The organism is Rhizobium sp. YJ-22 (assembly GCF_029601685.1).
GTDB lineage: Bacteria > Pseudomonadota > Alphaproteobacteria > Rhizobiales > Rhizobiaceae > Metarhizobium.
The window spans coordinates 84507-104261 of record NZ_JARRIR010000001.1; the positions used below are offsets into that span (position 1 = coordinate 84507).

A 19755-nucleotide genomic window follows, 5' to 3' on the forward strand; every position below is an offset into this window, starting at 1 on the left:
CTCGACCGACCCGTTCCAGCCGCTCAGGAATTCTCATGCGCACAGACACCGGCCAAGTGATCCATCTGGCAGATTATCGCCCGACCGACTTCGTGCTGGAACGTGTCGACCTGACATTCGAACTCGACCCCACCGAGACCAAGGTGGAGGCGCGGCTGATCTTCCATCGCCGCGAGGGCGTCGATGTGGCCGCGCCGCTGGTGCTCGACGGCGACGAGCTGACGCTGGCCGGCCTGCTGGTCGATCAGAGCGAAATCGATGCCGCCCGTTATACCGCAACACCGGAGGCGCTGACCATACGCGACCTGCCGGAAGCGACGCCTTTCGAGGTGACGATCACCACCATCATCAATCCGGAAGCCAATACGCAGCTGATGGGGCTTTACCGCTCCAACGGCATCTATTGCACCCAGTGCGAGGCCGAAGGGTTCCGCCGCATCACCTATTTCCCCGACCGGCCGGATGTGCTGGCGCCCTATACGGTCAACATCATCGCCGACAAGGCCGCCAATCCGCTGCTGCTGTCCAACGGCAATTTCCTCGGCGGCGCCGGCTTCGGCCCGGACAAGCATTTTGCCGCCTGGTTCGATCCGCATCCCAAGCCCAGCTATCTCTTCGCGTTGGTCGCCGGCGACCTCGGCGTGGTCGAGGACAGCTTCACCACCCTCTCCGGCCGTGAAGTCGCGCTGAAAATCTATGTCGAGCACGGCAAGGAAGCCCGCGCCGCCTATGCCATGGATGCGCTGAAGCGCTCGATGAAATGGGACGAGGAGGTGTTCGGCCGCGAATACGACCTCGACATCTTCATGGTCGTCGCCGTTTCCGATTTCAACATGGGGGCGATGGAGAACAAGGGTCTCAACGTCTTCAACGACAAATACGTGTTGGCCGATCCGGAAACCGCCACCGATGCCGACTACGCCAATATCGAGGCGATCATCGCGCATGAATATTTCCACAACTGGACCGGCAACCGCATCACCTGCCGCGACTGGTTCCAGCTCTGCCTCAAGGAAGGGCTGACGGTCTATCGCGACCACGAATTTTCCGCCGACCAGCGCTCGCGCGCCGTCAAGCGCATCGCCGAGGTGCGCCACCTGAAGGCGGAGCAGTTCACCGAGGATGCCGGGCCGCTGGCCCATCCGGTGCGCCCGGTGAAGTATCGCGAAATCAACAACTTCTACACGACGACCGTCTATGAGAAGGGTTCCGAGGTCACGCGGATGATCGCCACCCTGCTCGGTCGCGACGGCTTCAAGGCCGGCATGGACCTCTATTTCGAGCGCCATGACGGCGAGGCCGCGACGGTCGAGGATTTCGTCAAATGCTTCGAGGATGCGACCGGCCGCGACCTGACGCAATTCTCGCTGTGGTACAGCCAGGCCGGCACGCCGGTCGTCACCGCCTCCGGCGCCTATGATGCAACCAACGCCACTTTTTCGCTGTCGCTGGAGCAGATGATCCCGGCGACGCCCGGCCAGTCGGCCAAGGAGCCGATGCTTATTCCGCTGCGCCTCGGCCTGCTGCTGGAAGACGGCAGCGAGGTGACGCCCGCCTCCGTCAGTGGCATCGAGATGACCGGCGATGTGTTGCACCTGACGCAGCGGGCGCAGACGGCGGTGTTTTCCGGCATTCCATCACGCCCCGTCGTATCGCTCAATCGCGGCTTCTCGGTGCCGATCAACCTGCATTTCAATCAGACACCAGCCGATCTCGCCCATATCGCCCGCCATGAAAGCGACCAGTTCGCACGCTGGCAGGCGCTGATCGACATCGCCCTGCCGAACCTGACGCAGGCTGCGCGTGACGCCCGCGAGGGGCGCGACATCGCCTGCGACCCGGCATTCATCGAGGCGCTGCTGGCCACCGCCGGCGACGAGACGCTGGAGCCCGCCTTCCGCGCCCAGGCGCTGACCCTGCCGAGCGAGGCGGAGATCGCCCGCGAGCTTGGCAGCGACAACAACCCCGACGCTATCCATGCCGGCCGCACCGCGATCCTGACCGCAGTCGCCACGGCCGGCGCCGACCTGTTCCAGTCGCTCTACGACGGCATGACCACGCCCGGCGCCTTCAGCCCGGATGCGGAAAGCGCCGGCAAACGGGCGCTGCGCAACATCGCGCTCAGCTTCCTCTCGTATGCCGAGAACGATCCGGCCCGCGCCAGCGCCGCCTTCAAGGCCGCCAACAACATGACGGATCTCGCGCAGGCGCTGACCATCCTCGCCCATCGCTTCCCCGATGCGCCGGAAACGCTGGATGCGCTTGCCGCCTTCGAAAGCCGGTTCCGCGACAATGCGCTGGTCATCGACAAGTGGCTGACCATCCAGGCGACCATTCCCGGCGACGGCGCGCTCACCCGTGTCCGGGCGCTGCAGCAGAACCCGCATTACAACCCCAAGAACCCGAACCGCGTGCGCGCTCTGGTCGGCACCTTCGCCTTCTCGAACCCGACCGGCTTCAACCGCGCCGATGGCGCCGGCTATGCGTTTCTTGCCGACGAGATCCTGGATATCGACCGGCGCAATCCGCAGCTTGCCGCACGCATCCTCACCTCGCTGCGCTCCTGGCGTCTGCTGGAGCCGGCTCGCGCCGACCACGCCCGCGAAGCGCTGATGCGAATCGAGCGTTCCAACGATCTTTCGACAGACGTGCGCGATATCGTCGAACGCATTCTCAAAGGCTAAACCCTTGAAGCCGGCGGTGTTTTTCACCGTCGGCACCATCCATTCCTTTAAAATCTCTTAACTTTTCTCTGGACAAGCCGAATCGCGTTTGATTCATTAGGTCAGATTCGGGCGGGCGGCGCCTTCGAATCCCACGAGGATCAATAGGTTAAGATGGCGGACGCGCAGCGGGCAACCGCAGCCGGCGAAGGGCTGCGACTTCGATTTCCAACCCAGTCCGTGGCGGATCATCGGCTTGGCGCGCAAGGGCGGCTGATGGCCGAGCCCGTGACGCGCCGGCTGTCCAACATGGAGCCTTTTCTCAAGCGCTCCATTCCCATCCTCATCGTTGCGTTCCTGATCGTCGTCGCCGCCGCGCGGGCGGTCGGCATGATGTCCGAGCAGACACGCCTGCATGAGGCCATGCAGCAATCGGTCTACCTTTCCGCGACCGGGGCCGCCGCCGTCTTCTCGGGCAACGAGGCCCTGTTTTCGACCGGCGCGCGCGTGGAGGCGGAAAAGCGTCTCGCGTCATTCCTGCCGCAGGATCGTCTGTCGCCCGGCACCTTCCTGCTGCTGGTCGGAGAGGAAGGCAATGTCTTCGCCGCGTCGGCGGCCGGCTCGGCCTTCGTCGGCCGTCGCCTTTCCGATATCCTGCCGGAGGTCGCCACGCTCGGCCGTTCCGGCCGCAACAGCGGCGTCATCGAAACCCGCATCGCCGACGAGCCCTATTACGGCGCGCTGAGGCTTGCCGGCCAGCAGGGCGGCCTCGTGCTGGCGCTGGCGCCGCAAAGGCAGATCAACACGCTCTGGCGCGAGGACGTGGCGCTGAACGTCACCCTGTTCGCCGGCATATCGTCGATCCTGTTCGTCATCCTCTACGCCTATTACAATCAGGTGCGCCGCGCCCGCGATGCGGACGAGACCTTTCTCGAATCCAACGTGCGGGTGGAAACCGCGCTGTCGCGCGGCCGCTGCGGCTTGTGGGATTTCGATTTCGCCAATCGCCGGCTTTACTGGTCGCGATCGATGTACGAGATGTTGGGACAGCCGCATTCGGACAATTACATCGCCTTTGCCGAGGCAGCGCGGATGATGCATCCGAGCGACGGTAATCTCAATGCGCTGGCGCGGGCCGTGGCGCGCGGCAAGGCGCGGCAAGTGGACCAGGTGTTCCGTATGCGCCATGCGGACGGGCACTACGTCTGGATGCGCGCCCGTGCCCAGGTGATCCGCACCGCCTCCGGCCGCGTCCACATGATCGGCATCGCCATGGACGTCACCGAGCAGCACCGGCTGGCGCAGCGCTATGCCGAGGCCGACCAGCGCCTGGCCGACGCCATCGAATGCACGTCCGAGGCCTTCGTGCTGTGGGACAAGAACGACCGGCTGGTGATGTGCAACGCCCATTACCAGCAGGCCTATGGCCTGCCGGACCGTGTGCTGGTGCCCGGCACCGAGCGTCTCGTCGTCAATGCGGCAGCGGCGCGGCCGGTGATCGAGCGCCGCATCGCCGATCCGGACCGTTCCGGCTATTCGCAGACGGCGGAAGTGCAGCTTGCCGACGAGCGCTGGCTGCAGATCAACGAGCGCCGTACCCGCGACGGCGGCATGGTATCGGTGGGCACCGACATCACCCTGCTGAAGCGCAACCAGGAGCGCCTGCGCGATTCCGAGCGCCGTCTGATGGCGACGATCAACGACCTCTCGACTTCGCGCCAGACGCTGGAGCGCCAGAAGGCCGAGCTTTCCGTCGCCAACGCCAATTACCAGGCGGAAAAGGAACGCGCCGAGGCGGCCAACCGCGCCAAGTCGGAATTCCTCGCCAATATGAGCCATGAGCTGCGCACGCCGCTCAACGCCATCCTCGGTTTTTCCGAGATGCTGCTCAACCAGATGTTCGGCCCGGTCGGCTCGCCGAAATACGACGAATACGCCAAGGACATCCACGACAGCGGCAAGCATCTTTTGAACGTCATCAACGACATCCTCGACATGTCGAAGATCGAGGCCGGCCATATGAAGCTGCAGCGCGAAAGCGTCGATCTGGCGCCACTGATCGAGGAGAGCCTGCGCTTCACCGCCATCCCCGCCGCGCACAAGAATATCGAGGTGGCGCAGCGCATCTCGAACGGGCTGACCGTTTCCGCCGATCGCCGCGCCATCAAGCAGATCCTGCTCAACATCTTGTCGAACGCGGTGAAATTCACCAACGAAGGCGGCAATGTCGCGGTGCGGGCGCGCAAGATCGACGGCGCCGCCGTCATCACCATCGCCGATACCGGCATCGGTATTCCCAAATCGGCGCTCGGCAAGATCGGCCAGCCCTTCGAGCAGGTGCAGAGCCAGTATGCCAAGAGCAAGGGCGGCTCGGGACTGGGGCTTGCCATCTCCCGCTCGCTGATCCGCCTGCATGGCGGTGCGATGCGCATCCGCTCGCGCGAAAACCTCGGCACCGTCATCTCGCTCAGCATTCCCGACGAGGCGTGAATCTCAGGCCGTGACGGTCGCCTGGAAAATCTTGCGCACCGCCTTGGAAAGCCGCTTCAACTCAGCCTCAAGCGTTTTTGTGTCGGGAAAATCGGCGGCGCGTGTCACAAGATCGACCAGCCCGGCCGGCGCATCTCTGGGATCGAAATCGCTGTCGATGCATAGGCGCACGATCTGCGAAATATCCGTATAAAGTCTGAGCGCATCGAGGCATGTGTCGAGGTTTTCGGCTTCCATCAGCCCCTCGCCGAGCAGCTTCAGCGCTTCATGGGTGCTGACCCCTTGCGGCGCGACCGGCCTGCCCTTCGCGGGCGCGATCAGCGCCAGATATTGCGAAATGAACTCGATATCGATCAGGCCGCCGGGAACGAGCTTCAGATCCCAGGCATTGTGCGGCGGCTTTTCCGATTCGATCAGGCCGCGCATCTCGGTGACATCCTTCGCGACCTTGGCGACATCGCGGCGGCGGTGCAGCACGGCGGAGACGATGCCCTCGCCCTGCGCGATCAGGCTGGCATCGCCGGCGATGAAGCGTGAGCGGGACAACGCCATATGCTCCCAGGTCCAGGCCTCGGTTTCCTGATATTTTTCGAAGGCGGAAATGCGGGTCGCGACCGGCCCCTTATTGCCCGAAGGGCGCAGGCGCATGTCGACCTCGTAGAGCACGCCTTCGGCCGTCGGCGCCGAGATGGCGGCGATCAGCCGTTGCGTCAGGCGGGTGAAGTAACGCATCGGATCGAGCGGTTTTGCCCCGTCCGATTCCACCGCCGCGTCGTCATAGTCGTAGAGCAGGATGAGATCGACGTCGGAACCGGCGGTCAGCTCGAAACTGCCGAGCTTGCCGAGCCCGAGCAGCGCCACACGCCCGCCGGGAAACGCGCCATGCGTCGCCTTCACCTCGGTCTCCACCGCCTCCAGCGCGGCGGCGATGGTCAGATCCGCCAGATGGGTGAAGGCCCGCGCAGCCATGTCGCCGTTGATCGCGCCGGTCAGCAGGCGGATGCCGATGAGAAAACGCTGCTCGGCTGCGAAGATGCGCAGGCGATCCAGCGTTTCCTCATAGTGACGGCTGCCGGAGAGGAATTGCCGCATCCGCTCGGTTAAAAGCTCGCGGGTCGGCAATTGCGACAGCAGGCCGGGATCGAGCATCCCGTCAAAGACATGCGGTCGCGCCGCGATGATATCGGCCAGACGTGGCGCGGAGGCCATGATGGTGACGATCAGCGACAGCAGTGCGGGATTGTTGCCCAGCAGCGAGAAAAGCTGGATGCCGGCCGGCAATCCAGCCAGAAACGCATCGAAGCGCAAAAAGGCCTCGTCGGCGCGCTTGTTCTCGCCAAAAGCCTTCAGCAGGTCCGGCATCAGCTCCGTCAGCCGCTCGCGCGCCTCGACCGATTGCGTGGCGCGGTAGCGGCCGTAATGCCAGGTGCGCACCACGCGCGAAATATCCGCCGGCCGCTCGAAACCGAGCTTTTGCAGCGTCTTCAGCGTGTCGGGGTCGTCGTTCTGGCCGGTGAAAACCAGATTGCCGGCTTCGCCCGAGAGTTTCGCTTCCTGCTCGAAGAGGTCGGCATAGCGCCGCTCGACCGTCTTCAGAATCTCGGAGAGCGCCTGCGAAAAGGCTCCAGTATCGGCAAAGCCGAGCATCAGCGCGATGCGCTTCAACTCGGCATCGGTTTCGGGCAGCAGATGGCTCTGCTCGTCGCGCACCATCTGAATGCGGTGCTCGACATCACGCAGGAACCAGTAGCAGCGGATCAGTTCCTCACAAGTGGTCTCGTCGATCCATTTGGCGCGGGTCAGTTCGCACAGCGCCTCCTGCGTCGCCTTGCAGCGCAGAGAGGGCATGCGGCCGCCGGCGATGAGCTGCTGCGTCTGGGCGAAGAATTCGATCTCGCGAATGCCGCCGCGCCCCAGCTTGACGTTGTGGCCCTTCACGGCGATGGCGCCGTGGCCCTTATGAGCATGGATCTGCCGCTTGATCGAATGGATATCGGCAATCGCAGCATAGTCGAGATATTTGCGGAAGACGAAGGGCGTCAGGTCGCGCAAAAATGCTTCGCCCGCCGTGAGATCGCCGGCCACGGGCCGCGCCTTGATATAGGCGGCGCGCTCCCAGTTCTGGCCGCGCCCCTCGTAATAGATCATCGCCGCCTCGACCGGGATCGCCAGCGGCGTCGAGCCGGGATCGGGCCGCAGGCGCAAATCGGCGCGGAAGACATAACCGTCTGCGGTGCGCTCCTGCATGATGCGCAGCAGCCGCCGCATCATACGGGCGAAAACCTCGCTCGATTCCTCGGGATCGGCGACGATGCCGGCCGACAACTCGAAGAAGACGACGAGGTCGATATCGGAGGAATAGTTGAGCTCGCGGGCGCCGAGCTTGCCCATGCCGAGCACGATCAGGCCGCTGCCCTTGCTCGGCGTGGCGAGATCGGCAAGTCTCAGCTTGCCCGTGTGGTGGCCGGCGAGCAGCAGGTGATCGACGGCGGCCGAAACGCAGGCTTCGGCCAGCCGGCTGAGCCATGCCGTCGTCTGGCGCGCATCGAACAGGCGGGCGAGATCGGCAAGACCGGTAACGAAGGAGATTTTGCGCTTGGCGATGCGCAGCCGGCTCATCACCTCGGCCTCGTTCGGCAAAACGTCGTCTTCCGGTCGCCAGGCGGCACGCGCGGCCTCGACCGTGCCGGCCAGCACCTCCTCCACCGGCCGCGACAGGGCCTCGACAAGCAGGGTCGGATGGGTGACGGCGATATCGCGGAAAAAGGGCGAGAGCGTCAGCGCGGCTGCCAGGAAATCCCGGAAATCGGGATGGGCGGCAAAGGCCTCGGCAATCGCCGGCTCGGCCTTGGCCATGTCCTTCAGCTCGGCATTCACAGCCTTCAGTTCGGACTGGTTCAGGGGTTTCAGCACCCCCGGCGCCACGTCGACGAGGCGTGAAACCTTCTCTTCTGCCGTCATGCAAAATCCTCCGCCATACCCCATTTAACGCAGGACGATGAAAAGCGGAAACGACCCCGCGCGGTTTTGCAGGCCAAAATGCAGACGATCAGGCCGATGGCGGCGGGAAAATCATCGTCACGGTCAGGCCGCGCCCCTCCTCGCGCCCCGGCGCGGTGTCGCTAAGCTCCAGCCGCCCGGAATGCAGCTCCATGACCGCCTCGACCAGCGACAGGCCGAGGCCGGTTCCGGGCTTGGAACGGCTTTCGTCGAGACGGACGAAACGCTTGACCACCTCCTCGCGGCGATCCTCGGGAATGCCCGGGCCATGGTCGGCGACGGAGATGCAGATATCGTCGTCGCGGCGCTTGAGCGACACCTCGATGCGCGGCTCGCCAGTGCAGTCGGCGGAATATTTCACGGCATTGTCGACGAGATTGAAGATCGCCTGGCCGATCAGCTCACGGTTTCCATGCACGACGATGCCGCCGGCGATGTCCGTGGTCAACGCCATGCCCGCTTCCTCGGCCACCGGCTCGTAAAGCTCGGCGCTGTCGGTGACGATGGCCGAAAGGTCGATATCCGACATTTCCGCCGCCACGGAGCCCGCCTCGACACGCGAGATCATCAGCAGCGCGTTGAAGGTGCGGATCAACTGGTCCGATTCGGCGATGATGCCTTCCAGCCCGGCGCGGCGCGCCTCGTCGGAGGGCTGGTCGAGCGCGTCGGCGGCCTTGTTGCGCAAGCGGGTCAGCGGCGTCTTGAGATCGTGGGCGATGTTGTCGGAGACCTGCCGCAGGCCCTCGTTCAGCTTCTCGATGCGGCCGAGCATGGCGTTCAGCGATTCCGACATGCGGTCGAATTCGTCGCCGGAGCCGCCGACGGGCAGGCGCTGCGAGAGGTCGCCGGCCATGATCTTGGTGCTGGCCGCCGACATGCGATCGATGCGTTTCAGCGCATTGCGGCCGATCCCGAACCAGATGACCAGCGCCCCCAATCCCATGACGCCGAGCGCCACCATCAGCGCGCGGCGCACCAGCAGCCGCAATTTCTGTGGCTCGCCAAGGTCGCGGCCGATCAACACGCGCAAGCCGTTGTCGAGCACGAAGACATGCGCATTGGCCTGATGCGGCACCGGCGAGCCGCTTTCGGAATAACGCTCGTACTGGAAGGGCAGCGTCGTCCAGCCCTCCTCGTCGAAGACGCCCGGCTGCACCGAGGCGACGTTGCCGGCCAGAATCTCGCCGGAGGGGCTGGCGATGACGTAGAGATTGGCGCCCGGCTGGCGCGAGCGGCGCTCCATCAGCCGCAACATGCCGTTCAGCCCGGCGCGATTGTAGGCGCGCTGGACGTCGGCCACCTCCTGCTCAAGCGTCTCGCGCGTCTGCTGGCTGAGGATGCGCTCGGACAGCGCCGTGACATAGAACACCAGAAAGGCGGCGCAGAGCGCGAACAGCACGATATAGAGCGCCGACAGGCGCACGGCCGTCGATTTGAAGACAACGCGGAAAGGGGTCATGCCACGGGCGCCGGAATGTTTCAGCCCTCGTCCTTGATCATGTAACCGGCGCCGCGAATGGTCTTCAGCAGCGGCTGGTCGAAATCCTTCTCGATCTTGGAGCGCAGGCGCGAGACATGCACGTCGATGACGTTGGTCTGCGGGTCGAAGTGGTAATCCCAGACGTTTTCGAGCAGCATGGTACGGGTGACCACCTGGCCGGCATTGCGCATCAGATATTCCAGCAGGCGGAATTCGCGCGGCTGCAGCAGGATCTCCTTGCCGGCGCGGCGCACCTCATGCGACAGCCGGTCGAGTTCGAGATCGCCGACGCGGTAGACCATGTCCTGCTCCGGAGCCCCCTTGCGGCGGCCGAGCACCTCGACGCGGGCGAGAAGCTCGCTGAAGGCATAGGGTTTCGGCAGGTAATCGTCGCCGCCGGCGCGCAGGCCCGTCACGCGGTCGTCCACCTGTCCCAAAGCCGAGAGGATTAGCACCGGCGTATGGATGCCCTTGCGGCGCAATTCGCTGATCACCGACAGGCCGTCGCGGCGCGGCAGCATGCGGTCGATGATCATCACGTCATAGGTGTTTTCGCTGCCCATGAACAGGCCGCTTTCGCCGTCGCTGGCATGGTCGACGACGATCCCCGCCTCACGAAAGGCTTTTGTGAGGTAGGCAGCGGCTTCGAGGTCGTCTTCGATCACGAGAATCTTCATGGCCGGGACATTACCCTCACGTCCCACGGCCGCACAACCCGCCTCGCGGGGCAATTCGGATGGTTGAATCGTGTCCATGCTCTTCTCCTCGATGCCGAAAGAAAAAGGGCCGCGCAGCCGATTCCAGACTGCGCGACCCCGGCTTTGCCTGTTGCGAGGGGTCAGCCCTGATCGATCGAAAGCGCCATGAAGCGGTTGCCGCTGCTGGATTCGATCTGGAACAGGGCCTTCTTGCGCCCGTCTTTGGCGGCCTGCTCAAGAACCTTCTGGACATCGGCGGCCGAAGACACTTCCTGATTGTTGACGGAGGTTATCTTCTCGCCTTCCTTCAGGCCCTTGTCGGCGGCGTCGGAGTCCGGATCGACGGCGGTCACGGTCACGCCCTTGCCGTCCTCGGAAGGCGACAGCGTCAGGCCGAGCGCGGAAAGCTCCTTGCCGCCGGTGTCGTCGCCCTGATCAGGGGTTTCGGTCGGGGCCTGTTTGTTGTCGGCCGGCAGCGTGCCGAGCGTGACGGTGGTCGAGGTCGCCTTGCCGTCACGCCACAGCGAGACTTCGACCTTGGAACCCGGCGGGAAGGCGGCGATGCGGCGGGCGAGATCGCGCGGATCCTTGACCGGTTCGCCGTTGACGGCGGTGACCACGTCACCCTTCTTGATGCCGGCCTTCAGGCCCGGAGAATCCTCCTGCGGAGCTGTAACGAGCGCGCCGCTGGCTTCGGAGAGGCCGAGCGATTCGGCGATATCCTTGCTGACCGGCTGGATCTGCACGCCGAGCCAGCCGCGATCGACCTTGCCGTCCTTCATCAGGTCGGCGACCACGTCCTTGGCGACGGTGGCGGGGATTGCGAAGGCGATGCCGACATTACCGCCTGAGGGCGAGAAGATCGCGGTATTGATGCCGACGACTTCACCGCTCAGGTTGAAGGTCGGGCCGCCCGAATTGCCGCGGTTCACCGCCGCGTCCACCTGGATGTAATCGTCATAGGGGCCGGAGCCGATATCGCGGCCACGGGCCGAGATGATGCCGGCCGTGACGGTGCCACCGAGGCCGAAAGGATTGCCGACGGCAACCACCCAGTCGCCAACCCGCACCTTGTTGTCGTCAGCCCATTTCACATAGGTGAACTTGCGCTTGTCGTCGACTTTCAGCACGGCAAGATCGGTGCGGCTATCCTTGCCGATCAGCTTGGCATCCAGCTCGGTGCCGTCGTTCATCACGACCGTATAGGCTGCGCCATCGGAAACGACGTGATTGTTGGTGACGAGATAGCCGTCCTCGGAAATGAAGAAGCCGGAGCCTTGCGCGGTTGGGCGCAGATGGCCCTTGCCGGGGCCCTTGCGCGGCCGCTCGGCGCGATTGCCGGGGCCGTTCGGGCCGCCGAAATCACGGAAGAAGCGCTTCAGCGGATGGTCGTCCGGCAGTTCGTCGAAACCGCGACCGCCGAAGTTGAAGCTGAAGCCGCTTTCGTCGTTGGCGGTGTTCTGAACGTTGGACTGGACGCGCACCGAAACGACGGCCGGGGAAACCGCCTCGACCACATTGGCGAAGCTCGGAACCTGCGGCGCGGTGACTTCGACCGGCGCTGCGAAACTGTTGTGAATCGTCGAGGGAACGCCCGTGGAGAGCATCACGGCGGCAAGACCGGCAACGGTCGTCGCCTTCAGCAGGGTCTTGGTGGAGGGTTTGCCTTTGTTGAACATGCCTGGTCGCTTTCCTTCATCTCTTCGCCCCCGTTGCGGGCGAATTCATTCGATGCAGAAGATATAGGAAGACGTACCTTACAAAGAACTGTCCGGCCGATGAATTTTTGGTAATGTCGGCCGGCTTATTCCTTCAGAAGGCGATCCAGCGCCGCCTGTTCCTCGTCGCTGAGTTTCCGGCCGGTCGGACGGGCGACGCGGGAGCGGGCATACACCGCCATGGCGATGGCGCCGATGACGAACAGCGCAATCGGCGCGCCCCACAGAAGATAGGTATGGGCGCTCAGCCGCGGCTTCAGCAGCACGAATTCGCCGTAACGCGACACAACGTAATCGATTACCTGCTGGTCGCTGTCGCCGCCGGTGATGCGCTCGCGCACCAGCAGGCGCAGGTCGCGCGCAAGCTCGGCATTGGAATCGTCGATCGACTGGTTCTGGCAGACCATGCAGCGCAGTTGCGACGACAGCGCCCTTGCGCGGGCCTCCAGGGCCGGATCGGCGAGGATTTCATCCGGATTGACGGCCAGCGCCGGCAGGGCCGAGAGGCAGAGAAGCAGCGCAAGGACGAGCCGGCGGATCATTCGGCAGGCTCCAGCGCCGGACCTGCGGGGCGCGCACGGCGGCTGGGCGCCCCGACCCGCAGGCGGCGATCGCTGAGCGAGACGAAACCGCCAAGCATCATCACCAGCGCGCCTCCCCAGATGCACAGGATGTAGGGCTTCCACCAGATCCGCACGACGATACCGCCATCGGCCATCAAGTCGCCGAGCGACACATAGACCTGGCTCAGGCCGAAGGTGACGATGCCGGCTTCCGTAGTCGGCATGCGGCGCGCCGTGTAGAGGCGCTTCGAAGACCAGACGTCGGCCTTGACCGTGCCGCCACGGCGGATGGTGAAATGGCCGCGATCCTCTGTGTAGTTCGGGCCGACAGCCGATTTCATGCCGTCGAAGGTGAGGCTATAGCCTCCGGCGGGAACGCTCATGCCCGGCTTCATCTCCACCACATGCTCAGTCTCGAAGGCAGTGACGGCGACGATGCCGAGGACGGTGATGCCGAGGCCCATATGCGCCAGCGCCGTGCCGAAGGCCGAACGTGGCAGGCCGGCCAGTCGCCGCAAGCCGATCGAGGTCGACAGCCTGCCGAAGCCGGCACGCAGCCACAGATCGGTCAAGGCCCCGAAGACGAGGAACAGGCCGGCGGCAAGCCCGAAGACGGCCATGACCGGTCCGCCATATTGATCGTAATAAAAGACCAGCGCCACGGCGAAGGACAGGCCGGCGGCCACGAACAGGCGTTGCAGCGCGCCGAGCAGGTCGGCGCGCTTCCACGCCAGCAGCGGCCCGAAGGGGACGGCGAGCAGCAGCGGCACCATCAGCAGCCCGAAGGTCAGGTTGAAGAATGGCGGGCCGACGGAGATCTTCTCGCCGGTCAGCGCCTCCAGAAGCAGCGGATAGAGCGTGCCGATCAGCACCGTCGCGGTCGAGACGGTCAGGATGAGATTGTTGAGCACCAACGCGCCCTCGCGCGAAATCGGCGCAAACAGCCCGCCGGCATTCAGCATCGGCGCGCGGAAGGCAAACAGCGACAGCGCCCCGCCGATGAAGATCACCAGGATGGCGAGGATGAAGACGCCGCGCGTCGGATCGGTGGCGAAGGCATGAACAGAGGTCAGCACGCCGGAACGGACGAGGAAGGTGCCAAGCAGCGACAGCGAGAAGGTCAGGATCGCCAGTAGAATGGTCCAGATCTTCAGCGCCTCGCGCTTCTCCATCACCAGCGCCGAATGCAACAGCGCCGTGCCGGCGAGCCAGGGCATGAAAGAGGCGTTTTCGACCGGATCCCAGAACCACCAGCCGCCCCAGCCGAGCTCGTAATAAGCCCAGTAGGAGCCCATGGCGATGCCGGCGGTGAGGAAGGTCCAGGCAGCCAGCGTCCATGGCCGCACCCAGCGCGCCCAGGCGGCATCGATGCGGCCCTCGATCAATGCCGCGATGGCGAAGGAGAAGCAGACGGAAAAGCCGACATAGCCGAGATAAAGCAGCGGCGGATGGATGGCGAGGCCGACGTCCTGCAGCACAGGATTGAGATCCTGCCCTTCCGCCGGCGCCGGGCTGAGGCGCTGGAACGGGTTGGAGGTCAGCAGGATGAACAGTGCGAAAGCCGCCGAAATCCAGCCCTGCACCGAGAGCGCGTCGGCGCGCAGCCGGTCCGGCAGGTTGCGCCCGAACAGTGCCACCAGCGCGCTGAACAGCGTCAGGATCAGCAGCCAGAGCAGCATCGATCCCTCGTGATTGCCCCAGACACCGGAGATCTTGTACAGGGTCGGCACCAGCGAATGCGAGTTTTCCCAGACATTGCGCACGGAAAAATCCGACACCAGATGCGCATGCGCCAGCACGCCGAAGGAAAACGCCACCAGCGCGAACAGCACGACGGCGGCGACGGAGCCGATATCCATCAGCGCCTGATCGTTGCGGCGCGCGCCCCACATCGGCAGGATGGAAAGCAGGATGGCGACGGCAAGCGCCAGGACGAGGGCGTAGTGACCGAGTTCGACGCTCATTGGGTCTGCTCCTGCCCGGCCCAGACGCCCTTTTCCTTCAGGCGGTCGGCAACTTCTTTCGGCATGTAGTTCTCGTCATGCTTGGCAAGCACTGAATCGGCCTGGAAAACGTCGCTGCCCGGCTCGAACTTGCCTTCGGTGACCACGCCCTGCCCTTCGCGGAACAGGTCCGGCAGCAGGCCGGTATAGGTGACCTTCACCGTACCCTCGCCATCTGTGACCGAAAAGGCGACGGTCGAGCCATTGCCGCGCACGACCGAGCCCTCGCCGACGAGACCGCCGAGGCGGATGCGGGTTTCCGGAGGCACCGGCGTTTTCGCCAGGTCGGCCGGCATGTAGAAATAGGCGATCGACTGGCTGAAGGCATAGAGGACCAGCATGGCGGCGACGGCGATGAAGCCCATCCCGGCGGCGATCACGGCAAGGCGCTTCTGCTTGCGGGTCATTGGCTGGCTCCTGCGGTGGAAAGGCCGAGTTCGGCGGCGAGCGCCAGCAACTGCTTGCCCCCGGCGCTGTCGGCGGGGAAGACGGCAAGGCCGCGCTTCAGCGCCTCGCCCGCCTTGTCCGGCTGCTTGAGAACGGTGTAGGAGCGCACCAGCCGCAGCCAGCCTTCGATGTTGTTCGGGTCTTCGGCAAGTTTTGCATCGAGGCCGGCGACCATGCCTTCGATCATCTGCGTGCGGTCGTCGCTCGACATGGCCTGAGCATCCGCCACCTGCTGCTCGGTAGGATTGCCGGGCGCGATCGCCACGGGCGGGCCGCTGTTCAAGGTGATGTGCTGCTTCACCAGCGACAGCCAGGGCGCATTGGCCGGCGAGTCCTTGAGGATCGCCTCGAAATCGCCCTTGGCATCGGGATATTGCCCGGCCTGTTCCTTACCCAGAGCTATGTAGAAGCGGGTGCGAAAATTCTGCGGCTCCAGCTTCAGGGCCGCTTCGAACGTGGCGCGCGCATCGGCGGTCACGACGCCATCGGCAGCGGCGACCAGCGTCTCGCCAAGGCCGTTCAGGCGCTCGGCGCTCGGTCCGATCAGGCGGATGGCATTGCGATAGGCCATTTCGGCGTCGCCAAGACGCATGTTGCGGACATAGATCGGCGCCAGCAAATCCCAGCCGGCGCCGTCATCCGGATTCTTGGCCAGATGCTGTTCGGCCTTGACGATCAGGATGCCGACATCGTTGCCGGGATTGTCGAGGCGCGCCTGCAGCGGCTGTGCGGGAAGCTCCGGACTGCCGGTATCGAGATAGATACCGAGCCCGATTGCGGGAAGACAGAGAATGACGAGAATTTCCGCCACGCGACGACGGCGGGCGGAGGGTTTTGTCGGATCGCCGGCCGCGACACCGCCGGAAACCGCCAGCAAACGGCGAGCGATCTCGGCCCTGGCGTATTCGGCTTCGCCGTCGGTGATCAATCCCTGCTGGCGGTCGCGGTCCAGTTCGCGGAGCTGGTCGCGATAGACGGCGGCCTCGCCGGCGCGGTCGTCGGCGCCCGCATGCGCGCCGCGCAGCAGAGGGTAGAGCAGCGCGGCCGCGACGGCCGCCGTGAGGATCGCGACAAATATCCAGAATAGCATAGCGCCCAATTACTGTACCCGCCCGGTCATTCCAACAGGCAAACGCGCCGCTCACGCGGATTTGTGTTCTGAAGCGTTTCCGCTTTCTTCAAATCGCGAAAACGCGCATGTTTCCCGCATAGGCCGTAGCCGCAAAGGACGCAGCGTACATTGCTTTAAGTCAAAGGCGACCAGCTTCCGTTGGCGTTGCGGCAGGCCGCACCGCGCGCCACCGCCTGCCGGTCTTCCAGCTTCAGCGTATGAGTATATTGCCGGCAATTCTGTGACCCGACCTGATAGGGCGCGGCCGCAACCACCTCGCCGCTGACGCCGCGGCCGCTCCAGGCGACCGGCTGGCCGCCGGGGGCGGCTTCCAGCGCCCGGTATTCGGCCTCGAGCGCCCGCTGACGGTCCGACGTGCTGAGCGTCACGCCGCTGCGGCCGACGATGCCGCCCTGCAGGGCGGTGATGAAGGCGGTCGAGCCGGGCGCCGAAGCCACCGCCGGCGTCGGGGCGATGCTGCCCGTTCCGGTTGTCTTGCAGCCGGCAAGGGCTATCGTCGCGACGAGCGCGGCAAGGGTGAGGCAACGCGTGGAAACATGCATGGAATCAAACCAGTATTTGCGCTCGGCAATCGTCAAATCAAGTTCCTTGCACTGGTGAGGGCTTCGCGTGGCGTCATTGTGACCGTCCGCCTTTTTTGACATCGCAATCGACCTCACGCAATGTCCTTTGTCACGGCGGGTAAAATTAGCCGCGCCTTCAGCCCGCCCGAGGCACCGCGCGACAGGTCGATCAGCCCGTGATATTCCGAGGTGATCTCGCGCACGATCGACAGGCCGAGGCCGGTGCCGGGCTTGCTTTCGTCCAGCCGCCGGCCACGTTTCATCGCCTCGCGGATCTGATCGGCATCGAGGCCGGGGCCGTCATCCTCGACGGTCAGCTCCACCCAGGACTTTCGCGCAGGGTCGGCGCCCTTGACGTCGGCCGGGGCGGCATTGGCGGTGACGACCACACGCCGCTCGGCAAAACGGGCGGCGTTTTCCAGGAGATTGCCGACGGTTTCCTCGACATCCTGCTGTTCCATCGCCAGCGAAAGGTGCGGCGGGTCGATGACCAGCTCGAATTCCTTGTCCGCGTTCAATCGACGCATGACACGCACCAGCCGTTCCAGGGCGGGCTCCGCCTCGGTGCGCGCCAGCACCGAATCGCGCTGGGCGGCGATGCGGGCGCGATTGAGATAGGATTGCACCTGCCCCTGCATGGCTTCGGCCTGATGGCGCACCAGTTCGCCATGCTGGCGGTCGAGCACGCGCGCCTCGTTGAGCAGCACGGCGATCGGCGTTTTCAGCGAATGGGCGAGATTGCCGACCTGCATGCGGGCGCGTTCGACGATGCGCCGATTGCTGTCGATCAGCGCATTGATCTCGTTGGCCAGCGGCTGGATTTCGCGGGGAAATTCGCCCTGCAGCCGCTCCGCCTCGCCGCCGCGAATATGTTCGAGGGCCGCGCGCGCGTGATCGAGCGGTTTCAGACCGTAGAGAATGGCCAGCGCATTGACGATCAGGCTACCGAAGCCGAACACGGCCAGCGCCAGATACAGGCTGTTGTCGAAGGCGGCGATATCATTCTCCACGACGGCGAGATTGCCGCTGACGCGAAAGCGCGCCGCGCGGCCCTCCTGATCGAGCACCACCTCGGTCTCGGCGACCTGGATACGATTGCCGTTGCCGTCGTCGAGCGTGTAGAAACGCTCGTAATTGCTGTCGAACGGCACCTCGGCGACCGAGGGCACCTTGAGGTTGGACAGGCCCAGCGACGACGACACCAGCGGCCCGGTGGAAAAGGTACCGAGCGGCTCGATGATCCAGTACCAGCCGCTTTTCGGTTGCGAGAAGCGCAGGTCGCCGAGCTGGGGATTGCCCGCCAGCGTGCTGTTCTCGCCGATCGAGATCGAGTTGACGACGTTGTAGAGCTGGGCGCGCAGCAGATCCTGAAAGCCCCGGTCGGCGCTTTCGCGGTACAATGTCGAGATGACCACCGCAATCGCCACCAGCGCCACCGCCGACCACAGGGTGGCGAGCAGCAGCACGCGGGCGGTGAGAGAACGAGCACCGAAGGTCATTTCCGTCGCAACGCCCCCGCGCGTCCTGAAGAATTCATTTTTGTTCTATTGCATTACCGAGCGGAACCCGCGTTCCGCATTTTTCCCGGAATGCTCGTTACTTTGCCGCGCCCGGCGCCTGCATGCGATAGCCGAGGCCGCGCACCGTCTCGATGAGATCGACGCCCATCTTCTTGCGCAGGCGGCCGACGAAAACTTCGATCGTATTGGAATCGCGGTCGAAATCTTGATCGTACATATGCTCGACCAGCGCCGTGCGCGACACCACCTCGCCCATGTGATGCATGAGATAGGAGAGCAGCCGGAACTCGTGCGAGGTGAGCTTGAGCTGGGCGCCGTTGACCGAGGCCTTGGAGGTCTTGGTATCGAGCCGCACCGGCCCGCAGACGATCTCGGAGGAGGCGTGGCCGGCGGCGCGGCGGATGAGCGCGCGGATGCGGGCCAGCACTTCCTCGACATGGAAGGGCTTGGCGACGTAATCGTCGGCGCCGGCGTCGATGCCGGCCACCTTGTCGCTCCAGCGGTCGCGGGCGGTCAGGATCAGCACCGGCATGGTCCGGCCCTGCGCGCGCCATTTCTCGAGAACGGTGATGCCGTCCATTTCCGGCAGGCCGATATCGAGGATGACGGCGTCATAGGGCTCGGAATCGCCGAGATAATGGCCCTCCTCGCCGTCGAAGGCCTGGTCGACGACATAGCCGGCCTCCTTCAGCGCATCCGCCAGCTGACGGTTCAGCGTCGCATCGTCTTCGACCACAAGAATTCGCATGTCCGCAGGTCACTCCATCGAAAGTTTCAAACAGGCATGGCCTGCTTACATCGGAACCTTGACGCGGACCTTGCGCGGCCGTTCGCTGCCATTGCCCTGGATCAGCACAGTGATGACGCAGGAATCTCCGGAGGGCTGGGCGGACAGAAGCTGGCCGCCGGTTTCGGCCACGACCTGCTCGGCCGCCGCCGCGCAGTCACCGGTAACGTCCACCAGTATGCTCATGCCGTTATCCTGCGGAGCCGCCGCCGAAAGCCCGGCGGCCAGGGTTGCTAAGATCGCCGGAGATGCCATCGCCTCTACTTCCACCGAAAACGCGTCGATACCAGTCGAAAAACCCGTCGCATCCGGCACAACCGCATGCGACGACACTTCAAGTTTTTCACGAAATCACGGCGGTATCGCAAGCCCGTATCACGCTTTTGCGCGCCATGTTCCATAGTGCATACTTAACCAACCCCGCCTGAATGGCAAATGAATGGGCCGTTTTCCTGTCATTCCCGCCGGCTTTGGCCGATGGCGTGACGGGCGGAAATCCGCCCGTAAACCGCCAGCAGCGCGCCCGCCGCCCCGCAGAAGGCAACGAGCTGATCAGCCAGCGCCCCCTGCTCCTCCACCCCGATCTCGACGCCGGCGAGATGCAGCAGCGAGGCGAGAATGGCAAGTGCCGCGCCCCAGACGGTCTTGGAAAGATACCATGGCTTCGATTCGTTCATGTCGCGTCTCCCTT

At 64.5% G+C, this 19755-nt stretch carries 15 protein-coding genes; 2 read left to right on the top strand and 13 right to left on the bottom strand.

The window, feature by feature from the left end; genetic code table 11:
• Positions 1 to 35 precede the first annotated feature (35 nt).
• Entirely contained in the window at positions 36 to 2684 is a 2649-nt protein-coding gene (gene pepN / locus P7F60_RS00395; protein WP_277915729.1) for an aminopeptidase N, read from the top strand.
• A 153-nt stretch (positions 2685 to 2837) separates the two neighbouring features.
• Positions 2838 to 5153: a PAS domain-containing sensor histidine kinase gene (locus P7F60_RS00400; RefSeq protein ID WP_277915730.1), complete on the top strand. Its 2316-nt coding sequence runs from the start codon at positions 2838 to 2840 to the stop codon at positions 5151 to 5153.
• Positions 5154 to 5156: 3 nt separating this feature from the next.
• On the opposite strand, the gene P7F60_RS00405 is transcribed toward P7F60_RS00400, so the two are convergent.
• The 13 genes from P7F60_RS00405 to P7F60_RS00465 form a co-directional block, all read right to left on the bottom strand.
• Entirely contained in the window at positions 5157 to 8114 is a 2958-nt protein-coding gene (locus P7F60_RS00405; RefSeq protein WP_277915731.1) for a bifunctional [glutamine synthetase] adenylyltransferase/[glutamine synthetase]-adenylyl-L-tyrosine phosphorylase, read from the bottom strand.
• Positions 8115 to 8202: 88 nt separating this feature from the next.
• Positions 8203 to 9612 carry an ATP-binding protein gene (locus P7F60_RS00410; RefSeq protein WP_277915732.1) on the bottom strand — a complete coding sequence of 470 codons (1410 nt, stop codon included), beginning with the start codon at positions 9610 to 9612 and terminating at the stop codon, positions 8203 to 8205.
• Positions 9613 to 9632: 20 nt separating this feature from the next.
• Complete coding sequence (locus P7F60_RS00415; protein ID WP_277915733.1) at positions 9633 to 10388, bottom strand: response regulator transcription factor; 756 nt, start codon at positions 10386 to 10388, stop codon at positions 9633 to 9635.
• A gap of 83 nt (positions 10389 to 10471) precedes the next feature.
• Positions 10472 to 12010 (bottom strand): Do family serine endopeptidase, encoded by a 1539-nt coding sequence (locus P7F60_RS00420; RefSeq protein WP_277915734.1) that lies wholly within the window; start codon positions 12008 to 12010, stop codon positions 10472 to 10474.
• Positions 12011 to 12135: 125 nt separating this feature from the next.
• Positions 12136 to 12591 (bottom strand): cytochrome c-type biogenesis protein, encoded by a 456-nt coding sequence (locus P7F60_RS00425; RefSeq protein WP_277915735.1) that lies wholly within the window; start codon positions 12589 to 12591, stop codon positions 12136 to 12138.
• On the bottom strand, positions 12588 to 14576 hold the full coding sequence (locus tag P7F60_RS00430; protein WP_277915736.1) for a heme lyase CcmF/NrfE family subunit: 1989 nt from the start codon (positions 14574 to 14576) through the stop codon (positions 12588 to 12590). The genes P7F60_RS00425 and P7F60_RS00430 overlap by 4 nt, the downstream gene beginning before the upstream one ends.
• Complete coding sequence (gene ccmE / locus P7F60_RS00435; protein WP_277915737.1) at positions 14573 to 15022, bottom strand: cytochrome c maturation protein CcmE; 450 nt, start codon at positions 15020 to 15022, stop codon at positions 14573 to 14575. The genes P7F60_RS00430 and ccmE overlap by 4 nt, the downstream gene beginning before the upstream one ends.
• Positions 15019 to 16152 (bottom strand): c-type cytochrome biogenesis protein CcmI, encoded by a 1134-nt coding sequence (ccmI, locus tag P7F60_RS00440; RefSeq protein ID WP_277916479.1) that lies wholly within the window; start codon positions 16150 to 16152, stop codon positions 15019 to 15021. The genes ccmE and ccmI overlap by 4 nt, the downstream gene beginning before the upstream one ends.
• A 155-nt stretch (positions 16153 to 16307) precedes the next feature.
• Positions 16308 to 16736, bottom strand: a complete 429-nt coding sequence (locus P7F60_RS00445; protein WP_277916480.1) for a hypothetical protein — start codon at positions 16734 to 16736, stop codon at positions 16308 to 16310.
• A 113-nt stretch (positions 16737 to 16849) separates the two neighbouring features.
• Positions 16850 to 18256: a HAMP domain-containing sensor histidine kinase gene (locus tag P7F60_RS00450; protein ID WP_277915738.1), complete on the bottom strand. Its 1407-nt coding sequence runs from the start codon at positions 18254 to 18256 to the stop codon at positions 16850 to 16852.
• A gap of 97 nt (positions 18257 to 18353) precedes the next feature.
• Complete coding sequence (locus tag P7F60_RS00455; protein WP_277915739.1) at positions 18354 to 19025, bottom strand: response regulator transcription factor; 672 nt, start codon at positions 19023 to 19025, stop codon at positions 18354 to 18356.
• 45 nt (positions 19026 to 19070) lie between these two features.
• The gene (locus P7F60_RS00460; protein WP_166096825.1) at positions 19071 to 19319 is read right to left on the bottom strand and encodes a hypothetical protein; all 249 of its coding nucleotides are present in this window, start codon (positions 19317 to 19319) and stop codon (positions 19071 to 19073) included.
• A 200-nt stretch (positions 19320 to 19519) separates the two neighbouring features.
• Positions 19520 to 19741, bottom strand: a complete 222-nt coding sequence (locus tag P7F60_RS00465; RefSeq protein ID WP_166096773.1) for a hypothetical protein — start codon at positions 19739 to 19741, stop codon at positions 19520 to 19522.
• Positions 19742 to 19755 lie beyond the last annotated feature (14 nt).